Source organism: Psychromarinibacter halotolerans (assembly GCF_029168315.1).
GTDB classification, from domain to species: Bacteria; Pseudomonadota; Alphaproteobacteria; order Rhodobacterales; family Rhodobacteraceae; genus Psychromarinibacter; species Psychromarinibacter halotolerans.
The window spans coordinates 255,720-279,997 of sequence record NZ_JARGYD010000004.1 but is presented as its reverse complement, the minus strand read 5'-3'; the positions used below and the strand labels follow the sequence as shown (position 1 = coordinate 279,997).

Sequence of the window (24,278 nt, the reverse complement as noted above, 5' to 3'; positions counted from 1 at the left end):
TCCAAGAACTGGTGGCCGAAGACGATCCCGGCGATGCGAACATGAAAAAGGGCCCCCGCGCAGAGGCCCATCTCTTTAATAAACGGGTCGACCGCCGGGCGGACTGTCCTTCAAGGACGTTCGTTAAGGTCCGCGGCACAAGCTTGGGGTTTCGCTTCGCCTTGGGGCTCTGCCATAAGCGCATCATGAAGAAATACGGACGCACATTTCATTTGCCCAATTCACCCGGCGTTGGGAGCGACGACAAGATCATTCAAGATCTTGCTCAATTGCGTGCGGCCCCCGAGGTTGTGTTCACCGAGAAAATGGATGGTGAAAACACGACCATTTTCTCTGGTGGCTGCCATGCGCGAAGCCCTGACAGCGGCTACCACCCATCTCGCGACTGGATGAAGGCGTACGCCGCTGGCATCTCACCAAGTCTCTCTGCCGATGAACGAATTGTTGGCGAGTATTTGTTTGCAAAGCACTCGGTCGCCTACGACCACCTTCCATCATACTTCCTTGGCTTTGCTTGGTTCGTTGGCGACGAGGTTCAAGGCTGGGACGATACGATAGAGAGGTTCACAGAATTGGGCATAGCGCCCGTGCCAGTCTTGCATCGGGGTCAGTTCAATGACGCTATGGTCAAAATGGTTTTGGAAAGCCTCGATCTTCAAAAACAAGAAGGCTTCGTTGTGAGATCAAGCGCGTCATTCCTCGAGCGTGAACAGCCGACTCATATCGCGAAGTACGTCCGCGAGGGCCACGTTCAAAGCGACACGCATTGGACCAAAGCCGAGATCGTCAAGAATGGGCTTCGTCGCACCAGCTGACGTTTGCCGTGCTTAATCATTCGGTTGGTTAGGTCTGGCGCAGTCATCAGACCGCCTGCCACAGCGGGTCCTACCGTGGTCCATCAAGGACAAGGGCCCTCCGCGCGGGGGCCCTTTTCCGTTCGCTGCAGCGGGGCAAAAATGCCCCGCCCGCTTGCCACACGCCGTCAGCCCAGTTCCGCCGCCCGCGCCAGCGAGTTGAACATGCCGATGCGTTGCAGGAACGACCTCCGGACGTCCGCGTCTTCCATACGGCGCGCCATCGCGTCGCGATAGGCGGCGCGGTCCTCGGGCGTCTTCGCCTCGAGGTCGCGCTTGTTCTGGATGGTGATGGTCTGGACGTGTTCCTCGGTGACCTGACGACGCTGCAGATCATAGCGGTTCAGTTCGTCGTCGCCCGCGTCGCCGTTCCAGACCGAGATCATCCGACCGGTCAGGTTCACCGCGTCATGGATGCCGCCGTTCATCCCCATTCCGCCCAGCGGGTTGTTGATGTGCGCGGCATCCCCGGCAAGGAAGATGCGCCCCTTCTGGAAAGTGTCCGCCACACGCTGGTGCACCCGGTACAGCGTCCGGTGCTCGACCGGCAGGTCCATGTCCGTTTTGGGCAAAACCTTTTGCAGCAGGCCGTCCCCATAGCCGGGTTCCAGTGCCTGATCGTCCGACATGTCGTTCGGAACCGGGAACATCACGCGCCACGCGGTCGGGATTTCTAGGAAGAAGTTCCACTGCTCGGGATCGGCCACGTAGGTGACGGTGTCGAGATCGGGCACCAGCGCCCGCAGATCCGCCGTCGTGGTGACGACAAGGAACCGCTCTGCCCACGTGAACCCCTCGAAACCGATGCCATTCGACTGACGCACGACCGAGCTTGCGCCGTCTGCGCCAATCAGCCAGCGGCCGGTCCGGGTGCGGGCCGCGTCGCCCTCTCCCAGCGTGACCGTCACGCCGGTTTCGTCCTGAGTCATTTCCTTGACCGGACTGTCGAAGCAAATCTCGAAATCGGGCTCGGTTCCAAGCTTCTCCAGCAAAGCGCGGCACAGGCGCCATTGTTCACACTGAAGCCGGTAAGGATGGTCCGTCAGGTCCGCGATCTCGCCAAAGTCGAACCGCCCCAGAAGTCCCTCGGAGCGCGAGCGGTACTGGACGTAGGGCGCGGCAAGGCCCTGCTCGATCAGCCGATCGGCCACGCCCAGTTCGGCCAGCATGTCCAAGGTTGGCGGGTGGAACGTGGAAGCCCGCGACTGGGTCGACAGGTCGCTTCCGGCCTCGAACACGGTCACGGGGATGCCAGCCTGCACCAACCGCGCGGCGGCAACCATGCCGACCGGCCCGGCCCCTGCGATGAGAACTCTGTTATCGGTCATGTCTTCCTCGTGGATCAGTATGAGAGAATGTCGGCCAAGTGCATCGAAAGGCCCAGAACCTGCGCATCGGCGCCGGCGATGCCTGCGACCGACAGGCCAACAGGGGCGCCGCGCGCGCCAAGCAGGGGAAGGCTGGACGCGCAGCCGCCCAGAAGATTGATGGCGGTGGGATTGCGCAGCATCAGCAGGTTGGCCACGCCATAGGCGGCGTCGTCCGCAAGGTCGTCGATACGCGGCGCGATGGTCGGGACGGTGGGCATCAGCAAGCCGTCATAGCCCTGCAACTCGGCCTGTAGCTCTGACACATAGGTCGCGCGGACCCCGTCCAGCCGGTCCTTCGCGTCTTCCGGAAGGTGTCCGGCCGCAAGGATGCGCCCCGCCACGCGCGGGTCGAAGCCGTCGGGGTCCGCGGCCAGCCGTTCCTTCTCGGCCGCGAAGGCCTCGATCCCAGGGTAGGCGCCGATCTTGCCCATTTCGGGCAGTCGGTCGAAGGCCGCAACGCGCTTGCGGTCCAGCGTGACGCCAGCAGCCTCAAGCCGGTCCAGCGCCGCCTCGAACGCCTCGGCGACGGTGTCGTCGATCCCGTCCGCCACGAAGTTGGTCGGCACCAAGACGCGCGGCGGCGCGGTGTAGGTCGCGTGCAAGATATCGGCGCCGCTCAGGACCCCGTGCAGCAGCACGCAATCCGCGAGGGTCGGCGCGATGGGGCCGATGGAATCCAGCGTCGGCGACAGTGGGTAGACCCCTTTGCGCGAAACCGTGTTTTGCGTCGGCTTGAATCCGGTCAGGCCGCACAGCGCCGCCGGGATGCGGACCGACCCGCCCGTGTCGCTGCCGATGCCAGCCGCCGCCATGCCATCGGTGACGGACACCGCCGCCCCCGAGGACGAACCGCCGGGAATGCGACGCGCAGCGCGGTCCCACGGATTCGCGGGCGTGCCGTGATGCGGGTTCAGGCCGAGGCCTGAAAAGGCGAGTTCGGTCATGTTCGTGCGCCCAACGATCACGGCCCCCTCAGCCCGCAACCGCGCGACGACCTCGGCATCGGCTTGCGCCGCCGGATCGCTGGCAAGCGCCACCGAACCGGCCATCGTCACGCGCCCGGCAATGTCGAACAGGTCCTTGACCGAGACAGGCACACCGTCCAGCCGCCCCAGCGGTTCACCGTCCGCCCGGCGCCGGTCGGACGCCTGTGCCTCGGCCATCGCCGTGTCGGCAAACACGTCGCGGAAGACGCGCGCTCCCTCGCCTTCCGGATCGGCGATCCGGTCCAGCGCGGCGGTCAGAAGTCGCACGCTTGTCGTGTCCCCTGCCGCGAGCGCGGCAAGGCAATGGGTCACACCCTGTTCCAGCATGTCAGATCACTTTTAGAATTGTGCTTCGGAAAGACTTGATATGCGCCTCGGCCGCTTGCCGCGCCCCGTCCGGGTCGCGCGCGCCGATGGCGCGCAGGATGGCCTTGTGCTCTTCGTGGACCTGTTCGACATGCGGCGCGTCGCTCAGCGACAGGAACCAGAACCGCGCCGAGCGATCCTGAAACTGGTCCAGCACATCCGCCAGAACCCTGTTGCCGCCGACACGGTTGGCCCACGAATGGAACGCCCCGTCCAGCTTCATCAGCGCCTCGATCCGCGCCTCGCCGCCAAGCTCGGCCTCGGCTTCGGTCAGGATGCGGCGAGGGTGTTCCAGCTGGTCCTGCGTCACCCGCTCGGCGGCGCGGGCGGCGCAATAGGGTTCCGTCACCAGTCGCGCTTCGATCAGTTCGGCGATCTCGTCTTGCAGCACGGGCCGGACCCGGACGCCCTTACGCGGCAGGATGTCGACCAGTTCCTCTTGCGCGAGACGGTGCAAGGCGTGGTGAACCGGCGTGCGTCCGATCTCTAGCTCTTCGGACAACTGCGCTTCGTTCAGACTAGCCCCGGGAGGATAGGCCGTCGTGACGATGCGGTGTTTGATGCTTTCATAGGCCTGGTCGACAAGCGAGATCCGCTTGCCGTCCTTGCCGGCATCTGCGCCGCGACGGATCACCGGGGCCATTGGGGTCAGTCCTCGAAATAGTGGATTTCGAACAGAACACAGCCGTTCTCGGACTTGAAAGGTCCGTGATAGGCCCCCGGCGGCCGCGAGGCATAGGTCGGGCCGGTGAAGGACTCGCCGCCTTCGCCGTTCTCGTCGTTGCCCACGGTCAGATCGCCCGACACAAGGAAGACCTCTTCGAAGTACTCGTGGACGAACGGCGACGTGGTGTAGACACCCGGCGCAAAGCGCAGCAGGCGCGACCGGTTTCCCTTGCCGTTCTCTTCGTCAAGGCTGCCCGCAAGGATCTTCTGCTCGATGCCCTCCGGGTAACCCGGCGGGACCTCCCAGCCTTCGTCCATCGAGACCCGGAAGAATTCGAGGTGCGGCTTGCTTGTCATGTTGCTCATCATCTGTCCTTCTATCTTACGTTCAGCCAAGCCTGTCAGTCGGCAATCTGCAATGCGTTGACGCCAAACTCGTGCCGCAAGGTGCGTTCCAGCACCGGGTCGACCAGTTCGAGGGCCATCTTCTCGGCGAAGTATAACGCTCCGATGATCGGGACGGTGCCGCAGAACATCACGCTGCCCGGCCCAAAGGTCCCGCCCTCTTCGGCGTACTGTTCCAGCAACATGTCCGGAGACATCAGCCCCGCCAGTGTGCCCTCCTGGTACAGCTGCCATTCGCCATCGCGCCAGACGAGCGAACGCAGGACCAGCTGGTCCCAGTGCCCGCGCAGGTCGTCCAGCTTCCACAGCGCGGCGCCGACCGGCTTGCCGCAAATCTGCTTGGACAGGGTGACACCCACCGCTTCCAGCTTGCGGTCGGTATGGTCCGATCCGATCCCGATGCACAGCGCGCCATCCGCGTTCACCAGCACGACTTCCGCCTCGCCCGTCGCTTCGCGCCCCACCACGTCCATCGCCGCGTCGACCGTCACCAGCGACGGAGCCAAGCGATAGAACATCGGCGTCCGGCGCGGGCGTGCGACACCGATTTCCTCCAGCTCCTTGATATGAGCCTCGACCGCCGCCGAATCGCGGCCCGCCCACCCGGCGATCACCAGCGACGCGGGGTCGATACTCACCAAGGTCGCCTCGCCAGAGGCGGCAGTACACTGGAATTCCAGGGAGTTGGTGGACATGGGATCTCCGCATTCATTTGTGATGTATCACTGTATGGATTCGCACCATTCCAGCGTCAACGCAAAAACGAAATTCTCAACAAAACACGCTACAACCGCTCTGCCGAGCAAACATAATCGTGCGTGAAGTGCATATAATTTCATCGAGGTAAGTAATTTTCAGCCCTATTTCGCGAGGTTTTCCGAAATTCTGGCCTTCCCCTTGCGCGAAACAGATTGATACGTCATCACTGTGAAGTATCACAGATACAAAGGATCGCCACACAGGCGACCCCAAACAACAGGAAGGTCTTTCATGTTCCTCAGAAATTGCAGCTACGCCGGGCTGACGGCCCTTGGCCTCCTTAGCGCGACCGGCCCCGCCGCCGCGCAGGATTCGGTCGACCTGACCGTTGCCTCCTTCCGCGCCGGATCCAGCTGGTTCGTCTATTCCGCGACGATCGGCGAGATCCTTCGCGACGCCCTGCCGGAAGGCTCCACCATCGACACGCCCCCGCTGGGCGGCGGCCATGCAAACGTGCGCCTTGTCGGCGCCGGTCAGGCGGACATCGGCCTGAGCCACGCGATGACAAACAGCTGGGCCGCCGAGGGCATCGTTGCCTACGACGCCCCGATCGAGAACATCCGCGCCCTGATGGGTGGCCTTGATGTCTACTTCCTGAACGTCACCGCCGCCGGTGCCGAACCGGGCACGACGGTGTCCGAGTACTTCACCGAGGTGAACCCCGAGGCCGTGATCGGCCTGAACCCGCCGGGCAGCGTCGCGACCTTCGCGGGCGAACTGCTTCTGGCCGAGGCCGGAGCCTCGGAAGACGAGCTTGAGGCAACCGGCGGCCGCTACAACTACATCCCGATCCCCGACACCATCTCGGGCTTCGCGGACGGCAGCGTCAGCGCCACGCCGCAGATGATCACCATCGGCCACCCGATGACCACCGAGATCTCGCAGACCTCGGACGTCGTGCAACTGACGCCCTCGCCCGAGTTGCTGACCACCATGACCGAGAAATACGGCTTCGGCACCGCCGTCCTGCCGGCCGGGTCGTTCCGCGGTCAGGACGCGGACATCACCCTGCCCTCGTCGACCACGACGCTGATCGCCTCGACCGACCTGTCGGACGACGTGGCCTATACCATCGTGAAAGCGCTGGTCGAGAACACCGAACGTCTGGTCGCCGGTCACGGCGCGCTTGCGGACTTCGATCCCGAGAACGCATGGCGTCCCGAAGTCGTGAACCTGCCGCTGCACCCCGGCGCAGAGCGTTATTTCCGCGAACGCGGCTGGATGGAATAAACTGACCCGGCCCGCGCGTTCCGGCGCGCGGGCCAAACGACCCCGAATTCCTGGAACGTGTCCGGAGCCCTCGAATGAAACGCATCGCTACCGCCACGGCCCTTGTCTGGGCGCTGTTCCAGATCTGGATCTGGTGGGACAGGGAACTGGACCTGATTTTCGTGCGCTCCGCGCACCTTGGGCTGGCGATGGCGACCGGCGCGGCGATGCTGGCTGCGCGAAGTACCCGTCGCGCCGAGCAGGTCATCCTGCTGTTGATCGGCGTGCTGTCGCTTGTTCCGCCCCTGTATCACTATCTTGGCCACGACCGCTGGCTCAGCCGGATCTCTGGGCTTGATCCGGTCTACGCGATGGACTTCGCCACTGCCGCGGTTCTGCTGCTGACGCTTGGCGCGCTTGCGTGGCGACTGGTCGGCAAGGGCATGGTCTTCGTCGTCGCCGCCTTCGTGATGTACCAGCTGTTCGGCGGTTCGCTTCCCGGAGACTTCGGCCACCGTCAGGACAGCATCGGCCTGTTCGTCGACCAGCAGTTCATGTCGATGGAAGGGATCTATGGCATCCCTCTCGGGATCTCGGTGTCGGTCGTCTTCTACTTCATCCTTTTCGCCGCCGTGTTCGAACTGTTCGGCGGCGGCAAGATGATCGTCGACCTGGCGCTTGCCATGACCGGGCGCTATCGCGGCGGCCCGGCGAAAGCCGCCGTTGTCGGCTCGGCCCTGACCGGGCTGGTGTCTGGCAGCGCGGTCGCCAACGTCATGAGTTCCGGTATCTTCTCGATCCCGCTGATGAAGCGCGCGGGCTACAAGGCGACCTTCGCCGGCGCGGTCGAGGCGGTCGTGTCGACCGCCGGGCAGATCATGCCGCCGGTCATGGGCGCCGCCGCCTTCATCGTGGCCGACATGCTGCGCATCCCCTACACCCAGATCATCACGGCGGCCGCCCTGCCCGCGCTGCTGTACTTCGCGTCGGTCTTCATCACGGTCGACTTCACCGCCCGCCGCGACCGGCTTCCGCTGCTGTCGCTGAAAGAGATGACGCCAGCCGCCCAAGTACTGCGCACCTACGGCCATATGCTGCTGCCGCTGGGGTGGCTCGCATGGCGCATCGTCAGCGGCTACAGCGTGTCCAGCGCCTGTATCGAGGGCATCATTGCCACCGTGGTCATCGGCAGCTTGCGCGGCACCACGCGGCAGAACGTGAAGGACATCGTCCTGAGCCTGTCCACCGGGGCGCAGCGCGCGGTCAGCGTCGCCATCCCCTGCGCGCTGGCCGGCGTGATCGTGGGCGTGGTCGCCTTCACCGGGATCGGCACCAAGTTCACAGGCATCATCGTCGACCTGTCGGAAGGCTCGATCGCGCTTGCGGTGCTGCTGACAATTGCCGCCGCCATCGTGCTGGGGTTCGGGATGCCCACGACCTCCGCTTACGTGATGTCGGCGATCCTGCTGGCGCCCGCGATGATCAGCATCGGCTTCGACCCGCTGGCGACGCACCTGCTGCTTTTGTACTTCGCCGTGCTGGCGATGGTCACCCCGCCGATCGCCTTGGCGGCCTATGCTGCGGCGGGCATCGCCGAGGCGCCCGCGAACAAGACTGGCTGGGTGGCCTTCGGCCTGTCGGTACCGGTGATGCTGATCCCCGTCATGTTCCTGTACCGGACAGAGCTGCTGATGGTCGGCACCGTCCCACAGATCATCGGGGCGACGCTGATCACCATCGTCGCGCTGGTGGCTTCGTCCGCCGCTTCGACCGGCTGGCTGTTCACACGGCTTTCGGTGCCCGTTCGCGCACTTCTGGCGGTAAGCGCGGTGCTGATGGTGCTGCCGCGCGACAACTTCCCCTACTGGGCCGTGGGTGGCGCGCTGTTGGGTGCTGTGGCCGTCGTTTCGTGGCTTCGCAGGCCGCACGAGCCAGTGCCGGACCGGGGCATCGCTGCCGACGCTACCGAAGCCGCTTCGGGCGCATAGGCGGTCCCCGGACGCCGCTACGCCTTGACTTTGCGCCGGATGTGGATATGTCGGGCGGGTCGCTGCGCTGCCGCGTGAGTATGCCGCGCCCAACACCCTGCCCCGACCGGGCCGGAACCGGGCCATCAGCGACGCCAGACTTCAGTTCCCCATCACGCAGGGTTCCTGACGCGACGGCCGGACAGTACGGGACACGCCCGCACATCCCGAGGCCAGCGCCAACCCTACGCGGCCGCACACCCTGTGCGGCCCTGTCCATCGGTCACGTCCGTGTGGCCATGAAGGAAGACACTTGCTCGATTTCGACATGCTCGGCCTTGCGCCGACTCTGAACGCCGCGCTGAAGCGCGCCGGCCTGACCGAACCGACCCCGATCCAGAACCAGGCGATCCCGCTGGCGATGGACGGCCATGACGTGCTGGGCCTTGCCCAGACCGGCACCGGTAAAACGCTGGCCTTCGGCCTGCCGCTGATCAACACGCTGCTGGACCAGCCCGGCAAGCCCAAGCCGAAGACGGTCAAGGCGCTGATCCTTGCCCCCACCCGCGAGCTGGTGAACCAGATCGCCGACAACCTGCGTCCGCTGACGGAAGGGTCGAAGATCTTCGTCGCCACCGTCGTGGGCGGCCAGTCGATCAACCGCCAGATCGGCGTCCTTGCCCGTGGCGTGGATGTGCTGGTGGCGACCCCCGGTCGCCTGATCGACCTGATGGATCGCGGGTCCGTCGACCTCAGCCAGACCCGGCACCTTGTGCTGGACGAGGCTGACCAGATGCTGGACCTTGGCTTCATCCACGCGCTGCGCCGGATCGCGCCCAAGCTGGGCACGCCGCGCCAGACCATGCTGTTCTCGGCCACCATGCCGAAGCAGATGGAGGAACTGTCGCGCGCCTATCTCAACAACCCGCGCCGGGTACAGGTCAGCCCTCCGGGCAAGGCCGCCGACAAGATCACCCAGTCGGTGCACTTCGTGGAAAAGCCGGGCAAACCCGGCAAGCTGCGCGAGATCCTGTCGCGCGATCCCGATGCCCTGACGCTGGTGTTCTCGCGCACGAAACACGGCGCCGAGAAGCTGATGAAGGGTCTTGTCGCGGACGGCTACAACGCCGCCTCGATCCACGGCAACAAAAGCCAGGGCCAGCGTGACCGCGCCATCAAGGCGTTCCGCGAAGGCTCGATCACCACGCTGGTCGCCACCGATGTCGCCGCGCGCGGCATCGACATTCCCGGCGTGTCCTATGTGATCAACTACGACCTGCCCGAGGTGCCGGACAACTATGTCCACCGCATCGGCCGGACCGCGCGTGCGGGCCGCGAGGGCGAGGCAATCGCCTTCTGCTCGACCGAAGAAGCGGACCTGCTGCACCAGATCCAGAAGCTGATGAAGATCGAGGTGCCGGTGGCCAGCGGCGACAGCCCGCTGGAAAACGGCGCACCGGGTCGCAGCCGCAAGCCCTCGAACCGCCGTGGCGGTGGTGGTGGTGGCGGTGGCCAGCACAAGCGGGGCGGCGGCAAGCCGCAGGGCCAGAAGTCGAAGGGCGGCAAGCCCGAGGCCGCGAACGCCGACGGGGCGAACGGCAATCGCCGTCGCCGGTCGCGGGGTCGCCGTCGCGCGGCATAATCGCAGAGAAGTTCGGAACCCGGCGGCTTAGGCCGCCGGTTTCATTTCGGCGTCCAGCAACAGCAGGTCATCCGCCGACCACCCGTCGCAGATCGACTGCGGCGGCAGGCCAAGGACCTTGCGCGGGATGTCGGTGACCATCGGGATCGCCTGCGCCAGCGGGATGCCGAAGGTCAGAAGGTTCGCAAGCGAAGTCACCATGTCGATATGCGCGCCGGCAAAGGCGCCCTCGGCGTTGATCAGGTGACCATCGACCGCGCGGATCTCGTTTCCATACAGCCAGAAACTGTCCGGCCCGCCGACGGTGGCCATCGCGTCCGACACGACGAAGGTCAGCCCCGTCGAGGGCCTGCCCCGCAGCGCGATGCGCAGCATCTCGGGCGTTACGTGCAGGCCGTCCGCGATGATGCCGCAGTACACCTCGGAATCGATTGCCGCCCCCAAAAGGCCGGGCGCGCGGGACGACATCTGGTCCATCGCGTTGAACAGGTGGGTCACACAAGTCACGCCCGCGTCGAATGCCGCCCGCGCCTGCGGCAGGTCGGCGCCGCTGTGACCGGCAGAGACCACGGCGCCGGTATCGACCAGTTCGGCCAAAAGCGCGGGGTCCGCCAGTTCCGGCGCAAGCGTCACGATGACCTGCAACCCCGCCGCTTTCAGCGCGCGGGCGTGGTCCACTGTCGCGCGGTCCAGCGGGCGGATGTAGCGGGTGGCATGGGTGCCGCGTCGCCGCTCGGCCAGATGCGGCCCCTCGATGTGCAGCCCCAGAAGACCCGGTTCTCCGGCGGTTTCGATGGCGGCCTCGACCGCGTCAGCCAGCACCTCTGGCGCGTCCGTGATGACGGTGGGCATGATCCACCCGGTGCCCAGCGCGCGGTGTGCGGCGGCAATGGTCCGCAGCCCGTCGGCGCCCTTGGCGTCGTTCACCATGACGCCGCCGCCGCCGTTGACCTGAAGGTCGGTGCAGGCGGGCATCGCCAGATGCACCTCTCGGTCGACGGGTCCGCCGTTGCGCGGCCCGCACGACACGACTTTGCCGTCCTCGATCTTAAGCACCGCCTGCTCGCACAGGCGTCCGTCCGACCACAGGTATCGCGCGCCGATCCGCATCACGCGGCCACCTTCGCTTCGCCGCGGATCGCGTCGCCGGACGCGTCGAACAGATGCGCCTCGGACGGATCGAAGGTCAGCCCGACGGTCTCGCCCTCGGTCACCTTCATCGTTCCCGGCCCGCGCAGCGTGACCCGCCCTGCCCGCTCGGTATCGACGTAAACGCTAAGGTCGGCGCCCAGATACTCGGACAACGCCACCTTGCCGGTCACCAGCCCCTGTTCGGGTGCGACCAGCCGCAGCGCCTCGGGACGGATGCCAAGCTGCTCGGCGGGGCGCACCGGAACCGGCAGCGCAGGCTTTCCGGCGCTTAGTTCGACGCCGCGCGCGGTCGTCTCGACCGGCAGCAGGTTCATCTTGGGCGAACCGATGAACTGCGCCACGAAGGTGTTCGCGGGCGCGGTGTACAGCTCGTGCGGGGTGCCGACCTGCATGATGTGCCCGCCGTTCAGCACCACGATACGGTCGGCCAGCGTCATCGCCTCGACCTGATCGTGGGTGACGTACAGCATCGTCGCATCAAGGCTTTTGTGCAGTTCGGCGATCTCGATCCGTGTCTCGGTGCGCAGCGCGGCGTCGAGGTTCGACAGCGGTTCGTCGAACAGGAAGGCTTTGGGCTTGCGGACGATGGCGCGACCGATGGCGACGCGCTGGCGCTGGCCGCCCGACAGGGCCTTGGGCTTGCGGTCCAGATAGGGCTCGATCTGCAGGGCCCGCGCCGCCTCGTTCACGCGCGCGTCGATCTCGGATTTCGGCAGCTTCTCGGTGTGCAGCGCGAAGGCGATGTTCTGGCGGACGGTCATGTGCGGGTACAGCGCATAGGACTGGAACACCATCGACAGCCCCCGGTCATGCGGCGACGTGTTGGTCACGTCCCGCCCGTCGATAGAGATCTTGCCGGACGTCGCCTGTTCCAGTCCCGCGATCAGGCGCAGCAGGGTGGACTTGCCGCAGCCCGAAGGGCCGACGAAGACGACGAACTCGCTATCCCGGATGGACAGGGACAGGTCGTGGAAGATGTCGGTGGTGCCGAAACGCTTTCCGATGTTCTCAAGGGTGATCGTGGTCACGGGAGGTCTCCTAAAGCTCGGGCTCGGCACCGCCCGGATGGACGGTTTCGTAATAGTCGCGCAGGGCAAGGCTGGACGCGGCGGCGGTGTCGACAACGATGGTGGCGCGGCGGTGCAATTGCAGCGCCGAGGCCGGGCACACCGCCGACAGCGGGCCCTCGACCATCGCGGCCACGGCCTCTGCCTTGGCGGTGCCGGTGGCCAGCAGGATGACGTGCCGCGCGTCAAGGATCGTGGCGATGCCCATAGTGATCGCAAAGCGCGGCACCGCGTCCTCGTCGTCGAAGAAACGGGCGTTGTCGGCACGGGTGCGGCGGGTCAGCGTCTTGACCCGCGTGCGCGAGCCAAGCGAGGACGTCGGTTCGTTGAACCCGATATGCCCGTTCGCGCCGATGCCCAGCAGTTGCAGGTCCAGCCCGCCCTCGGCGATCTGCGCCTCGTAGCGGTCGGCCTCTGCCTCGGGGTCCGGCGCGTCGCCGTTCGGCAGATGCGTCTGCTTGCGCGACATACCCTTCGGGCCGAACAGCCGCGCCTCCATGAAGCTGCGGTAGCTTTGCGGATGCTGCGGCGACAGCCCGACGTATTCGTCAAGGTTGAAGGTCGTCACCCGGCGCAGATCCGCGTCCGATTTCACAAGCCCTTCGTAGACCGGCTCCATCGTGCCGCCGGTCGCAAGGCCCAGCCGCGCTTCGGGTTTCTGGTCCACGAGGTCGCGGATTTCATCCACCACGCGGGCCGCCGCTGCGGCGGCATCGGGGAGTATAAGCAGTTTCATGTCGTTATCCCTTTACCGCACCGCCGGTCATCGAGCCGCCGATATGACGGTACATGACAAGCCCAAGCAACACCGGCGGCGCCGCCGATACCATGATGATCGCAGCCGCGACGCCCCATTGCACGCCTCCGCCGCCCGAAGCGAAGAAGAAAGAGGCGCCAACGGTCACCGGAACGGCATCGCGGGTGGTCAACATCAGGCCGAACAGGAACTCGTTCCATGCCGTGATGAAGCCGAAGATGAACACCGTCACGATGGCCGGTCGGCACATCGGCAGCACGATCCGGAACAGAAGCGTCGCCATCGACGCCCCGTCCATCCGCGCGGCTTCTTCCAGTTCATACGGCAGGTCGCGCACGGTGTTGGTCAGGATCAGCAGCGCGATCGGGATGTTCACGACGGCAAGGATCAGGCCAAGGCCAAGCTTGGTGTCCAGCAAGCCAAGCGACTGGTACATCAGGTACAGCGGAATCGCGAAGACGATCAGCGGCAGCGCCCGCAGGTTCACCGCCGCGGGGAACAGCACGTTCAGCCCCACCCCGCGCCGCGCCATCGCCCATGCCGCCGGAAAGCACAGCGCGATCGGAAGGATGGTGCCAATCAGCGCGGCGGTCAGCGAGTTTCCAAGGAACTGCCACACGTCGAACCGGCCCGCCGGATCGAACACGGTGGCATAGTGGGCAAGCGTCGGCTCGCGGATCCACAGCCCCGGATTGCGCGAAATCTCGGCGTTCGACTTGAACGAGGTGATCAGCGTGGCGATCACCGGGAAGTTCAGCACGAAGGCCACCAAGGCGAAGACGATCCAGCGGATCAGCGAAGCGATGCGCATCACGCGGTCTCCTTTCCACGGCCCCGGCGGGCGGCGACGAACAGCACGAGGAAGGCCGCCGCGAACAGGATCATCGACGCGGCGATGGCCTGCCCGATCTCGCCCGACCGGAAGAACGCGACGTAGATGTAGATCGACAAAGAGGTCGTGGACCCGCCCGGCCCGGTGCCGGTCAGCGTCCAGATGTTATCGAACACGCGGAAGCCGTCGATGAAACGGATGAACAGCGCCACGCCGAGCGTCGGCAGCATCAGCGGCAGCTCGATCCGGGTCAGCATCCGCCATGTGCGGGTGCCGTCGACCGACGCGGCCTCGCGGATGTCCTCGGGGATCGATTCATAGGCCATGTGGAACAGAAGCAGCGCGAAGGGCGTCCACTGCAGCGTCTCGATCACGAAGATGGTCGTGAATACGTTCTGCGCCGTCAGAAAGCCGTAGGACACGCCGAACCAGTTATACAGGTAGTTGGGCAGCGGCCCGATGAACTCGTGCAGCACCAGCCGGTACATCAGGCCCATCATGGCGGGCGCGATGATCATCGGCATGATCAGGATCGCCAGCATCCACGGTGCGCGCCGCAGGATGGGCGAGAAATAGATCGCCAGCGCCAGCCCCAGCACGCATTCGGCCACCGAGGTCAGGACCGCGAAGCTAAGCGAGAACCACGTCGCCTGCCAGAAATCGGGATCGGCCAGCACCGCGCGGAAGTTGTCCAGACCGGTGAAAGTCGGCGCGCGCAGGGTCTCGAAGCTGACGTCGGACAGCGAATAGACGATGTCCAATACGGTCGGGAAGCCCAGCAACGCCAGCAGAAACAGCACCAGCGGCGCGGTCAGGATGGCGTTTTCGGAACGTTGGGAAAGGGACATGGCAGCTCGTTTCTGGCGGGTCGGTTCTGGTGGGGCAGCGCCGTCAGAGATCGGAAAGCGCGGGGCCGGACTGCACCGGCCCCACGGCTGGATTACTTCAGCAGGTCGGTCATGCCGGCTTCGGCTGCCGACAGCGCCTCGTCAAGGCTTTGCGTGTCGCCCCAATAGCCGGTGAACTCTTGCGCCTGAAGCTCGTAGATCGACAGGGCATTCGCGCCGGTGGCGCCGTTCATCACGTAGCCATAGTTGCTGGCGAACTCGCCCAGCGGGACAAGGTCGGGCCGTGCTTCGGCGACAGCCTCGATGGCCGTGCCGGTCAGGCCCGGCGCACCGCCCGCGGTGGCATATGCAACGGCGGCCTCTTCGGTCGACAGCCATTCAAGGAACGCTTTCGCCCCGTCCGGGTTCTGCGCATTCTTGTTCAGGCCAAGACCCAGACCGTGGATGTGGGTGAAACGCCCCTCGGGACCCGTCGGCGGCGCGACGCTTGCCGTGACCTCGGCGGTCATCGGGGCGCTTTCGGCACCCGTCAGCGCGCCCGACGCGCCGTTCCACTGCACCATCATCGCCACCTGACCAGAGGTGAAGGCCGCGTTCGCCTCGGGGAACTCGTAGGACAGCGAGTCCGTCGGGGTCGCACCGGCATCGTACAGCATCTTGTACATTTCAAGCGCGGTCCGGTACGCCTCGCTGTCGACCGTGATGTTGCCGTCCGCGTCCATCCAGTCGGCGCCGTAAGCGCGCGGCAGGGACTGGAACACCATCATGTTGAACAGCAGGTTCTTCATCTGAAGCACGGTGCCATAACGCGTCGGGCTGTCGGGGTTGACCGAGCGCGAGAAGTACAGCGCGGTCGCCGCGAAATCTTCCCAAGTCATCTCGTCCGGCGCGACGGGCTCCATCGCGGTGCCAAGGTATTCCTCGGAGATCGACGCATAGGTCGCTTTCGCGTCCTCGTCGCCCATCAGTTCTTCCATCAGGTCGGTGCGGAAGAACAGGAAGTGCATCGACAGGTCGGTCGGCACGCCATACTGGGCGCCCTCGAACTGCATGGTCGACAGCACGGTGTCGCCGAACACGCCCTCGGCTTCGTCCGACAGGGTGATCGGTTCCATGTAGGGCGCGTAGCGGCCGATCGAATAGGTCGCCAGCAGGTTCACGTCGAACGCGTCAGAGCCGGCGGCAAGGTCGGCTTGCAGCTTGTCGAAGAAACCGTCGCGGCTGAAGAACAGCAGCTCGACCTTGTTGTCCTCGGCCACGTCTTCCTTGGCGTTGTAGATCTCGGTCACGGCGCGCAGCGCCTCTTCCTCGGGGCCGCCCGGCCAGCCAAGAACAGTCACCTCGGCCTGCGCGGCCGTTGCCATCAGCGCGCTCAGCGCGGTGGCGGTCAGCATCTTCTTGCGGAAAGTCATTGTCTTACCTCCTGTTGGGATTTTGTTTCGCACTCAGTTACTTGAGAAGTCATCCGCCAGCGCAGCGGCACCCACCGCGCCAGCGAGAACGCCAAGCTGCGCCGGCACAAGCGCGGGCCGCAATGCAGGCGGCAGCGCCGCATGATGCGCGGCCACGTTGTCGATGAAGCCGTCGGACAGCCCGATGCCGCCGCCCATGACGATGCGCACCGGGTCCAGCGTCAGTTGCACGTCGCCGGTCAGCTCCGCCACGCGCCGTTCCGCCGTGTCGCGCAGGTCCTGCGCCCACGCCTCGCCTCGCTTGGCTGCTTCGAACACGCCGCGCGCATCCGCCGGATGGCCAGCGGCATCGGCCGCCTCGGTCAGCCAGCGGCCCGCCATGCGGGATTCAAGCCGGGCGCCGTTGCGGCCACCGATCCGCATCTGGCCGAAGTGCCCGGCAATGCCGCCGCGCCCGCGCAGAAGCTGTCCGCCGGACACGATACCGCCGCCGATGCCCGTCGAGACGGTCAGATAGACCAGATCTTCGCCCCGTCCCGCGCCATAGCGGTATTCCCCCCACGCGGCAGCCTGCGCATCGTTCACGGCCAGTGCCGGAACGCCGAACTTGTCGGCGGCAAGGTCCGTCAGGGGGGTATTGTCGGGAATGTTCAGGGTGCCGGGGTTCAGCGCCGACCAGCGGCCCGTCGCGCTGACGCGTCCGGTCACCGCAAGGCCCAGCCGCTGGTATCGCCCGGTCCAGCCTGCCGCCAGCGATGCGGCTGTCTCCAGCCATGCTGCCGGACCGGACCCGCGCGCGGTTTCCGCGACCGCGTGATCCAGCACCACACCGTCTTCCACCAGCGCGCACAGCACCTTGGTGCCGCCGATGTCTATGGCAAGCGCGGCGCTCATGCGGCTCCCTGCGTCGTCGCGACCTGCGCGGCGACCGCATCCGCGAACCAGCCGGTGACATGTTCCAGACGGGTCAGCGCCGATCCCACGACCACCGCATCCGCCCCCGCCGAGATGGCGGCAGCGGCCTGTTCCGGGCGGTGATAGCGCCCCTCGGCCACCGTGACGTGGCCCAGTTCGGCCAGCCCCCGCACAAGGTCGAGGTCCGGTTCGGCGGGCACCGGCCCGCCCGTGTAGCCCGACATCGTCGATCCGAGGACATCGAAGCCCAGCGCCGCCGCTCGGCGCCCGTCGTCCAGCGTGGCGCAATCCGCCATCGCCAGCGCGCCGCCCGCGCGGATCGCGGAATACAAAGCCTCGACCGTTTCCGGGCGGGTCTGGCTGGTGGCGTCCACCGCCACGAAATCCGCCCCCGCCGCGATCAGGTCGGCGACATCGGTCGCGAACGGCGTGATCCGCACCGGGCTGTCGTCGAGATCGCGTTTCAGAAGGCCGATCAGGGGCGCGCGGGTGGCCGCGCGCACCGCACGCACGTTGTCCAGCCCTTCGATCCGCAGCCCGGCTGCGCCGCCGTCCAGCGCCGCAAGAGCCATCGCGGCCACGATATCGGGCCGGTCCATCGGGCCGCCGGTGACCGGCTGGCACGACGCGATAAGGCGTCCTTTGAGCTGTTCGAGCATGTCGTTTCCCCTGTCTGTGACAGGAAGGTAACCAGAACGCCAACTGGTACGCAACTGGTTTCTACCAGATTGTCGGAATGGTCCGGCCTAGCTGCTCAGCTCGGTGACGAAATCGTAATAATTTCCGTTGTATCGCGTCTCGGTGAATTCGACCGGACGACCTTCGGCGTTGGTGCAGCGGCGTTCGACGATCAGCATGGCGGTGCCCGGATCGGCATCCAGAAGCGCGGCTTCGGCGTCGTCCATCACCCCGGCGCGAATCCGTTGCGTGCCGTGCACGGGCCGTGCCCCAGCCGCATCCAGCGCGGCGTACAGGGAATCCCCCGCGAACTCGGGTTCGGGCAGCAGTTCCTCGGGGATCGTCGCGCATTCCAGCGCGATGGGATGCCCGTCGGCCAGCCGGACCCGGCGCAGACGGACCACCGTCTGATCCGGCATGATGCCAAGGGCCATCACCTCTTTCGGCGTCGGCCGGACGGCATGCCGGGACAGCCAGCGCAGCCCCGGCTCCATGCCCCGGCTGCGAATATCCTCGGAAAAGCCCGACAGGCGCGACAGCGTCTTCTCGACCCGCTTCGCCACGGTGGTGCGGGCGCCGTGCTTGCGCATCAGGATGCCCTGCCCTGCAAGATCCTCGATCGCCCGCCGGACGGTCACGCGGGACACCCCAAGACCGTCGGACAGCACGCGCTCGCCCGGCAAAGCGGACCCGCGCGGCAGGGTCCCGTCGCCGATGGCCTCGGAAATGGTTTCCGTCAGGGCCTGATACCGGGACATGCCGGGCGCGCGGGTTTCAAGCCGTGCGATCAGGGCGTCGATGACCAACTGGTCCTGTTCTGCGCCGTCTTTCATGTAACCAGAATGGCACGAACTTCGCCGCTGGGAAAGACCTCTTGCCCGCGACTGGTCCTAGACGATCCCGCCCCCCGCGCCGCTGACCGCCGGACGCTCGGCCGAGACCTTCGCCCGATAGCCCGCCGCGCGGTAGGTCGCGATGGGGTCGATGGCGCCGCCGTTGTCCAGCCGCGCCATCGCAAGGATCGGCTCGACATCGGTGCGGAACGCCTGCTTCAGCGTGCCCGCCGCCATCATCGCGTCGTTGTCCTGCTGGAACCCGGCCAGCGCCGTCCGATCCACCAGCAGCGCCTGCGCATAGGCGCGGCGCACCTCGTTGGCCGACGACATCAGCGACTCGATGGGGTCGGTCACGTTGTGGCTTTGGTCCAGCATATGCGCCGGATCGAAGCCCGGCTTGCCCTCTGCCGCGACCAGTTCGTTGAACACAAGGAACAGTCGGAACGGGTCGATCGACCCGGTGTCGAGGTCGTCGTCCCCGTATTTCGAGTCGTTGAAGTGGAAGCCGCCCAGCTTTCCGAATTGGATCAACCGCGCGACGATCATCTCGATGTTCGTGTTCGGGGCATGGTGCCCAAGGTCGACAAGACAATGCGCCCGGTCGCCAAGCTCCTTAGCGATCAGATAGTTGGTGCCCCAGTCCTGCACCACGGTCGAATAGAACGCGGGTTCGTACATCTTGTGTTCGGTGAACAGGCGCCAGTCGTCGGGCAGCTGCGCATAGATCGCCTTTGCGCTGTCGAGATAGCGTTCGAACTGTGCGGTCAGGTCGGTCTGTCCCGGAAAGTTGGACCCGTCGCCGATCCAGATGGTCAGCGCCTTCGACCCGATCCCCTGCCCGATCTCGATACATTCAAGATTGTGCTCGATAGCCTGCTGGCGCGTCGCCTTGTCGGTGTGGCTCAGCGAGCCGTAGCGATAGCTAAGCGGCTGGTCCGGCTGATCCTGAAACGTGTTGGAGTTCATCGCGTCGAAGCCGAGGCCGAGTTCGTCAGCCTTGGCCTTCAGGTCGGCGGCGGGTGCCTTGTCCCACGGGATATGCAATGACACGGTGGGCGTGGCGCGGGTCAGCTGTTGGATCACACCGCAGTCGTCGAGCTTGTCAAAAATGCCGCGCGGCTCGCCGGTGCCGGGGAAGCGGGCAAAGCGGGTGCCGCCGGTGCCGACACCCCACGACGGGACGGCGACGCCATAGGTCGCGACCTTGTCCCGGATCGCATCGATCGAGATGCCGCGCCGGTCCAGATGCGCACCCAGCGCGTCATAGTCTGCGCGCAGTGCGGCCACGCGGTCTTCGTTCCCCGCGTCGATAACGGTTTGTTCGATCATTGGTCCTCCCACGGCGGTTCACACCGCCAATCCCGTTCCGAATGTCGGAAATGTCGTAGGATGGGGTTCAACCCCATCCTTACCAGAACGTCAGCGCGTGAACGCCTGCACGTTACCGGCATCGACGTTGATGATATTGCCCGTCGACTTCGCCGACTTGTCGGACGCCAGGAAATAGGCGGCCTCGGCGATGTCCTCGGGCAGCACCGACCGCTTGAGCATGGACCGGTTGCGGTACATCTCCTCCAACCCTTCCTTGTCGGTGCCGTAGGTCGAGGCGCGCTGTTCCAGCCAGTCGCCTTCCCAGATCTTCGAGCCGCGCAGAACCGCGTCCGGGTTCACCACGTTGACGCGGATGCCCGCCTCTGCCCCTTCCAGCGCAAGGCAACGGGCAAGGTGGATTTCGGACGCCTTGGCGGTGCAATAGGCGGATGCGTTGGGCGATGCGGCCAGCCCGTTCTTCGACGCCACGAACACGACCGATCCGCCCATGCCCTGCGCGCGGAACAGCTTGAACGCCTCGCGGCTGACAAGGAAATAGCCGGTCGACAGGATCGACATGTTCTTGTTCCACAACTCCAGCGTGGTCTCTTCGACCGGCGCGGAACTGGCGATGCCGGCATTCGACACAAGGATGTCCGATCCGCCGTATTCCACCGCCGCGAAAGCATAGGCCGCGGCAACGCCAGCTTCGTCGGTGACGTCCATCGTCACGGTGCGCACAACGTCCTTCGAATAGCGGCCCGCAAGATTGTCCAGCGTCGCGCCCAGCGCGGTCTGGTCGATGTCGGCCAGCACCACGCAGGCGCCTTCCGACAGATAACGGTCCGCCGTGGCCGCGCCGATGCCGCCTGCCCCGCCGGTGACCAGCGCCACGCGGCCCGCCAGCGATTTAGGCTTCGGCATCCGCTGCAACTTGGCCTCTTCCAGAAGCCAGTACTCGATATCGAACGCCTCCTGCTCGGGCAGGCCCTGGTAGTCGCTGATCGCGGTCGCGCCGCGCATCACGTTGATCGCGTTCACGTAGAACTCGCCCGAAATCCGGGCCGTCGCCTTGTCTTTGGCGAAGGTGATCATGCCGACGCCGGGCACAAGGTAGACGACCGCGTTCGGGTCGCGCAGCGCCGGGCTGTCGTCGTGCTTGCACCGTTCGTAATAGGCGGCGTAGTCGGCGCGATAGGCTTCGACCTGCGCCGGCAACCCATCCAGCACGGCATCAAGGTTGTGCGTCGCCGGGTCGAAATCCACCACCAGCGGACGGATCTTGGTGCGCAGGAAGTGGTCGGGACAAGACGTGCCCATCGGGGCCAACGTGCCGAGATCCTTGGAGTTCACGAATTCCAGCACCGCGTCCTGATCGTCGAAATGGCCGACCATGTGCTGATTGCCGGACACCATGCCCCGGATCCGCGGCATCAGGGCGGCGGCGACGGCGCGGCGACCGTCCGCATCAAGGCTTTCATGCTTGGCGCCGCCGAAGGCCGGTTTGCCGTCTGTCTTCTCGTCCAGCCACGCGATGGCGCGGTTGATGATGTCGATGGTGCAGGCATAGCAGTCTTCCGCCGTGTCGCCCCAAGTGAACAACCCGTGGCTTTCCAGCACGACGCCCTTCGCGTCCGGGTTCTTCTTGCAGAAATCCTCTAGCCACAGGCCCAGTTCATAGCCCGGCCGCTTCCACGGCAGCCAGCCGATCTCGTCCCCGAACAGCTCGGCCGTCAGCTCTTTCGAGTTCGTCGAGGCTGCGATGGCGATGATCGCGTCGGCGTGCATGTGGTCGACGTGCTTGCGCGGCACATAGGCGTGCAGCGGCGTGTCGATCGAGGCGGCGCGCGGGTTCAGGTTGAACGTGCAGTGCGGCAGATAGCCGACCATCTCGTCCTCGAATTCGACGCCGCGATACTTGCCCTTCAGCGCCTCGAGCTTGTCCATGTACAGGGTCGAGAACCCGTCCAGCTTCATCGAGCCGACGTCGCCGCCAGAGCCCTTCACCCACAGCACCTCGACCTGCTCGCCGGTGAGCGGGTCGGCTTCCATCACCTTGGCCGACGTGTTGCCGCCGCCGTAGTTCGTGATTCGCTTGTCAGAGCCAAGGAGGTTCGAGCGGTAGAGCAGCTTCTCGGGCTCGCTCATGTTCGCCGCCTTGCCTGCATCCCACAGGTTTTCAAGGCGTTTCCCGACGCGTGTCAGCATGTGTTCCTCCCGAATGCGCGGCCTTGTCACCGCCCGATGCTACGCCAGAAGCTGAGACAACCGCCCCCGCAAGTCAATCCGTTTCGATCAAAAACGATCATTCTGCGGCGCAGCATGATTGGTTTTGAAAATTACTGATTGACGAAAGCCGAGAATCGTCCATCCTGAGGCGAACGGGAGGACACCGATGCACGAGACGGAACGCCACAGGGTCATTCTATCCGCCGTTCAGGAACGGCCGGTGGCGACCGTGGCCGAGCTTGTTTCGCTTACCGGCACCTCCGAGGCGACGATCCGGCGCGACATCGCGACGCTGCACGCGGCCAAGCGGCTGCGGCGGGTGCGCGGCGGGGCCGAGGCGATCACGCCCCCCGCCCTGCCGGGGCTGGCCGGTCGGCCCTTCGCGGTGAACCAGACGCTGAACATGGACCACAAGCAGGCCATCGCCCGCGAGGCCGTGGCCCTGTGCGACGATGGCGAGCCGATCATCATCAACGGCGGGACGACGACGTTCCAGATGGTGCATCCACTGGCAAGCCGCCGGGTGCAGGTGCTGACCAACAGCTTTCCCATCGCGGAACACCTGCTGAAGCACACCAAGAACACGGTGATGGTGCCGGGTGGCGCGATCTACCGCGAACAGAACATCATCCTCAGCCCGTTCGAGAACGACATGACCCGGCATTACTATGCCCGGCGCATGTTCATGGGCGCCTACGGCATCGCGCCGATCGGGCTGATGGAAAACGACCCGCTGCTGATCCAGGCGGAGGAGAAGCTGATCGATCAGGCGGACGAACTGGTCGTGCTGGTGGACAGCTCGAAGTTCGAGAACCGCTCCAGCCTTGTGCTGTGTCCGCTGGACCGGATCGACATCGTGGTCACCGACGACCGGGTCAGCGACCGCACGGTGTCGATGCTGGAGGCGGCGGAGATCCGGGTCATCGTCGCGCAGACCGGCGCGGCGCGCAAATCGGACGCGGGGTGACGCCGCGAACGTGATTTAGGGCTCAGTCAGGGAGGAAATGATGAGCATTACGAGAAGACTGTTTGGAGGAGCGGCGCTGGCCGCGATGATGGTCGCCGGTGGCGGCGCCGCACAGGCGCAGGACACCGTGCGTATCGCACTGGTCGTCAAGGCGCTGGGGATCGGCTTTTTCGAGGCCGCCGCGAAAGGCGCCGAGGAAGCCGCAGAGGAACTGGGCAACGTCGAGATCATCTATACCGGCCCAACCGACACCACCGCCGAGGGCCAGATCGAGGTGATCAACTCGCTGATCGCCCAGCAGGTCGACGCCATCGCGGTGTCCGCCAACGACACCGACGCGCTGGTCCCCGTTCTGAAAAAAGCGATGGATCGCGGCATCACCGTGATCAGCTGGGACTCGGGCGTCGCGCCGGAAGGCCGTCAGCTGCACCTGAACCCGTCGTCCAACGCGCTGATCGGGAACATGATCATCAAGCTGGCCGCCGATGAACTGCCCGACGGCGGCAAGGTGGCGCTACTGTCGGCCACCACGACCTCGACCAACCAGAACACCTGGATCGAGGAAATGAACAAGGTGATGGGCGACTATCCCGGCATCGAGGTGGTGGCGACCGTCTATGGCGACGACCTTGCCGACAAGTCCTACCGCGAGGCGACCGGCCTGATGCAGACCTATCCCGACCTTGACGCCATCATCGCGCCGACCTCGGTCGGCATCGTCGCCGCCGCGCGCGCGGTCGAGGATGCAGGCAAGGTCGGCGAGGTCAACGTGACCGGCCTTGGCCTGCCGTCGGAAATGGCGGGTGCCATCGAGTCCGGCGCGTCGAAGTCCTTCGCGATCTGGAACCCGATCGACCTTGGCTATTCTGCCGCCTACCTCGCCTATGAACTGGCGACCGGCGATGCCGAAGCAGGTCCGGGCGCCGAGATCCCGATGGGCCGCATGGGCACCCTGACGCTGGACGACAACGGCGAAGGCGCGATGGCCGACCCGTTCGTTTACGACGCCAGCAACATCGAAGAGTTCAAGAGCATCTTCTAAGCTGTTCC

The 24,278-nt window shown here is 65.5% G+C and carries 22 protein-coding genes; 6 read left to right on the top strand and 16 right to left on the bottom strand.

Features of this window, described 5'->3' with window-relative positions; genetic code table 11:
• Nucleotides 1–11: 11 nt before the first annotated feature.
• Entirely contained in the window at nucleotides 12–815 is an 804-nt protein-coding gene (locus P1K30_RS12440; RefSeq protein ID WP_338052361.1) for an RNA ligase family protein, read from the top strand.
• A gap of 167 nt (nucleotides 816–982) precedes the next feature.
• Here the strand turns inward: P1K30_RS12440 and P1K30_RS12435 are convergent, their stop codons facing one another.
• Genes P1K30_RS12435 through P1K30_RS12415 form a run of 5 tightly spaced genes read right to left on the bottom strand, consistent with a single transcriptional unit; the run spans nucleotide 983 to nucleotide 5,342 of the window.
• Nucleotides 983–2,182 (bottom strand): FAD-dependent oxidoreductase, encoded by a 1,200-nt coding sequence (locus tag P1K30_RS12435; RefSeq protein ID WP_275633065.1) that lies wholly within the window; start codon nucleotides 2,180–2,182, stop codon nucleotides 983–985.
• 14 nt (nucleotides 2,183–2,196) lie between these two features.
• On the bottom strand, nucleotides 2,197–3,537 hold the full coding sequence (locus tag P1K30_RS12430; protein WP_275633064.1) for an amidase: 1,341 nt from the start codon (nucleotides 3,535–3,537) through the stop codon (nucleotides 2,197–2,199).
• A 1-nt stretch (nucleotide 3,538) separates the two neighbouring features.
• Complete coding sequence (locus P1K30_RS12425; RefSeq protein WP_275633063.1) at nucleotides 3,539–4,219, bottom strand: GntR family transcriptional regulator; 681 nt, start codon at nucleotides 4,217–4,219, stop codon at nucleotides 3,539–3,541.
• A 5-nt stretch (nucleotides 4,220–4,224) separates the two neighbouring features.
• Nucleotides 4,225–4,608 (bottom strand): cupin domain-containing protein, encoded by a 384-nt coding sequence (locus P1K30_RS12420; RefSeq protein WP_275633062.1) that lies wholly within the window; start codon nucleotides 4,606–4,608, stop codon nucleotides 4,225–4,227.
• Nucleotides 4,609–4,643: 35 nt separating this feature from the next.
• On the bottom strand, nucleotides 4,644–5,342 hold the full coding sequence (locus P1K30_RS12415) for a DUF2848 domain-containing protein (protein ID WP_275633061.1): 699 nt from the start codon (nucleotides 5,340–5,342) through the stop codon (nucleotides 4,644–4,646).
• Between the two features lie 295 nt (nucleotides 5,343–5,637).
• On the opposite strand from P1K30_RS12415, the gene P1K30_RS12410 reads away from it, so the two are divergent.
• The 3 genes from P1K30_RS12410 (at nucleotide 5,638) to P1K30_RS12400 (ending at nucleotide 10,224) form a co-directional block, all read left to right on the top strand.
• Complete coding sequence (locus tag P1K30_RS12410) at nucleotides 5,638–6,636, top strand: TAXI family TRAP transporter solute-binding subunit (RefSeq protein ID WP_275633060.1); 999 nt, start codon at nucleotides 5,638–5,640, stop codon at nucleotides 6,634–6,636.
• A gap of 74 nt (nucleotides 6,637–6,710) precedes the next feature.
• Nucleotides 6,711–8,603 (top strand): TRAP transporter permease, encoded by a 1,893-nt coding sequence (locus P1K30_RS12405; protein WP_275633059.1) that lies wholly within the window; start codon nucleotides 6,711–6,713, stop codon nucleotides 8,601–8,603.
• Between the two features lie 292 nt (nucleotides 8,604–8,895).
• Nucleotides 8,896–10,224: a DEAD/DEAH box helicase gene (locus tag P1K30_RS12400; RefSeq protein ID WP_275633058.1), complete on the top strand. Its 1,329-nt coding sequence runs from the start codon at nucleotides 8,896–8,898 to the stop codon at nucleotides 10,222–10,224.
• Between the two features lie 27 nt (nucleotides 10,225–10,251).
• Here the strand turns inward: P1K30_RS12400 and P1K30_RS12395 are convergent, their stop codons facing one another.
• From P1K30_RS12395 to P1K30_RS12345, 11 genes are all read right to left on the bottom strand, one after another.
• The gene (locus tag P1K30_RS12395) at nucleotides 10,252–11,334 is read right to left on the bottom strand and encodes an N-acetylglucosamine-6-phosphate deacetylase (RefSeq protein ID WP_275633057.1); all 1,083 of its coding nucleotides are present in this window, start codon (nucleotides 11,332–11,334) and stop codon (nucleotides 10,252–10,254) included.
• On the bottom strand, nucleotides 11,334–12,404 hold the full coding sequence (locus P1K30_RS12390; protein ID WP_275633056.1) for an ABC transporter ATP-binding protein: 1,071 nt from the start codon (nucleotides 12,402–12,404) through the stop codon (nucleotides 11,334–11,336). The genes P1K30_RS12395 and P1K30_RS12390 overlap by 1 nt, the downstream gene beginning before the upstream one ends.
• A 10-nt stretch (nucleotides 12,405–12,414) precedes the next feature.
• On the bottom strand, nucleotides 12,415–13,179 hold the full coding sequence (gene nagB, locus P1K30_RS12385; RefSeq protein ID WP_275633055.1) for a glucosamine-6-phosphate deaminase: 765 nt from the start codon (nucleotides 13,177–13,179) through the stop codon (nucleotides 12,415–12,417).
• Between the two features lie 4 nt (nucleotides 13,180–13,183).
• Complete coding sequence (locus tag P1K30_RS12380; RefSeq protein ID WP_275633054.1) at nucleotides 13,184–14,011, bottom strand: carbohydrate ABC transporter permease; 828 nt, start codon at nucleotides 14,009–14,011, stop codon at nucleotides 13,184–13,186.
• On the bottom strand, nucleotides 14,011–14,880 hold the full coding sequence (locus P1K30_RS12375; RefSeq protein WP_275633053.1) for a carbohydrate ABC transporter permease: 870 nt from the start codon (nucleotides 14,878–14,880) through the stop codon (nucleotides 14,011–14,013). Before P1K30_RS12375 ends, P1K30_RS12380 begins: the two co-directional genes overlap by 1 nt.
• Nucleotides 14,881–14,972: 92 nt before the next feature.
• Nucleotides 14,973–16,292: an extracellular solute-binding protein gene (locus P1K30_RS12370; protein WP_275633052.1), complete on the bottom strand. Its 1,320-nt coding sequence runs from the start codon at nucleotides 16,290–16,292 to the stop codon at nucleotides 14,973–14,975.
• Between the two features lie 33 nt (nucleotides 16,293–16,325).
• The gene (locus P1K30_RS12365; protein WP_275633051.1) at nucleotides 16,326–17,186 is read right to left on the bottom strand and encodes an ROK family protein; all 861 of its coding nucleotides are present in this window, start codon (nucleotides 17,184–17,186) and stop codon (nucleotides 16,326–16,328) included.
• Nucleotides 17,183–17,866: an N-acetylmannosamine-6-phosphate 2-epimerase gene (locus P1K30_RS12360; protein ID WP_275633050.1), complete on the bottom strand. Its 684-nt coding sequence runs from the start codon at nucleotides 17,864–17,866 to the stop codon at nucleotides 17,183–17,185. Before P1K30_RS12360 ends, P1K30_RS12365 begins: the two co-directional genes overlap by 4 nt.
• 87 nt (nucleotides 17,867–17,953) lie before the next feature.
• Nucleotides 17,954–18,718 carry a GntR family transcriptional regulator gene (locus P1K30_RS12355; protein WP_275633049.1) on the bottom strand — a complete coding sequence of 255 codons (765 nt, stop codon included), beginning with the start codon at nucleotides 18,716–18,718 and terminating at the stop codon, nucleotides 17,954–17,956.
• A gap of 57 nt (nucleotides 18,719–18,775) precedes the next feature.
• Nucleotides 18,776–20,050: an L-rhamnose catabolism isomerase gene (gene rhaI / locus P1K30_RS12350; protein ID WP_275633048.1), complete on the bottom strand. Its 1,275-nt coding sequence runs from the start codon at nucleotides 20,048–20,050 to the stop codon at nucleotides 18,776–18,778.
• Nucleotides 20,051–20,140: 90 nt separating this feature from the next.
• On the bottom strand, nucleotides 20,141–22,240 hold the full coding sequence (locus P1K30_RS12345; RefSeq protein WP_275633047.1) for a bifunctional rhamnulose-1-phosphate aldolase/short-chain dehydrogenase: 2,100 nt from the start codon (nucleotides 22,238–22,240) through the stop codon (nucleotides 20,141–20,143).
• 187 nt (nucleotides 22,241–22,427) lie between these two features.
• Between P1K30_RS12345 and P1K30_RS12340 the strand changes: the two genes are divergently transcribed.
• Nucleotides 22,428–23,228 (top strand): DeoR/GlpR family DNA-binding transcription regulator, encoded by an 801-nt coding sequence (locus tag P1K30_RS12340; protein ID WP_275633046.1) that lies wholly within the window; start codon nucleotides 22,428–22,430, stop codon nucleotides 23,226–23,228.
• Between the two features lie 40 nt (nucleotides 23,229–23,268).
• Nucleotides 23,269–24,270: a rhamnose ABC transporter substrate-binding protein gene (gene rhaS, locus P1K30_RS12335; RefSeq protein WP_275633045.1), complete on the top strand. Its 1,002-nt coding sequence runs from the start codon at nucleotides 23,269–23,271 to the stop codon at nucleotides 24,268–24,270.
• The last annotated feature ends 8 nt before the right edge of the window (nucleotides 24,271–24,278 follow it).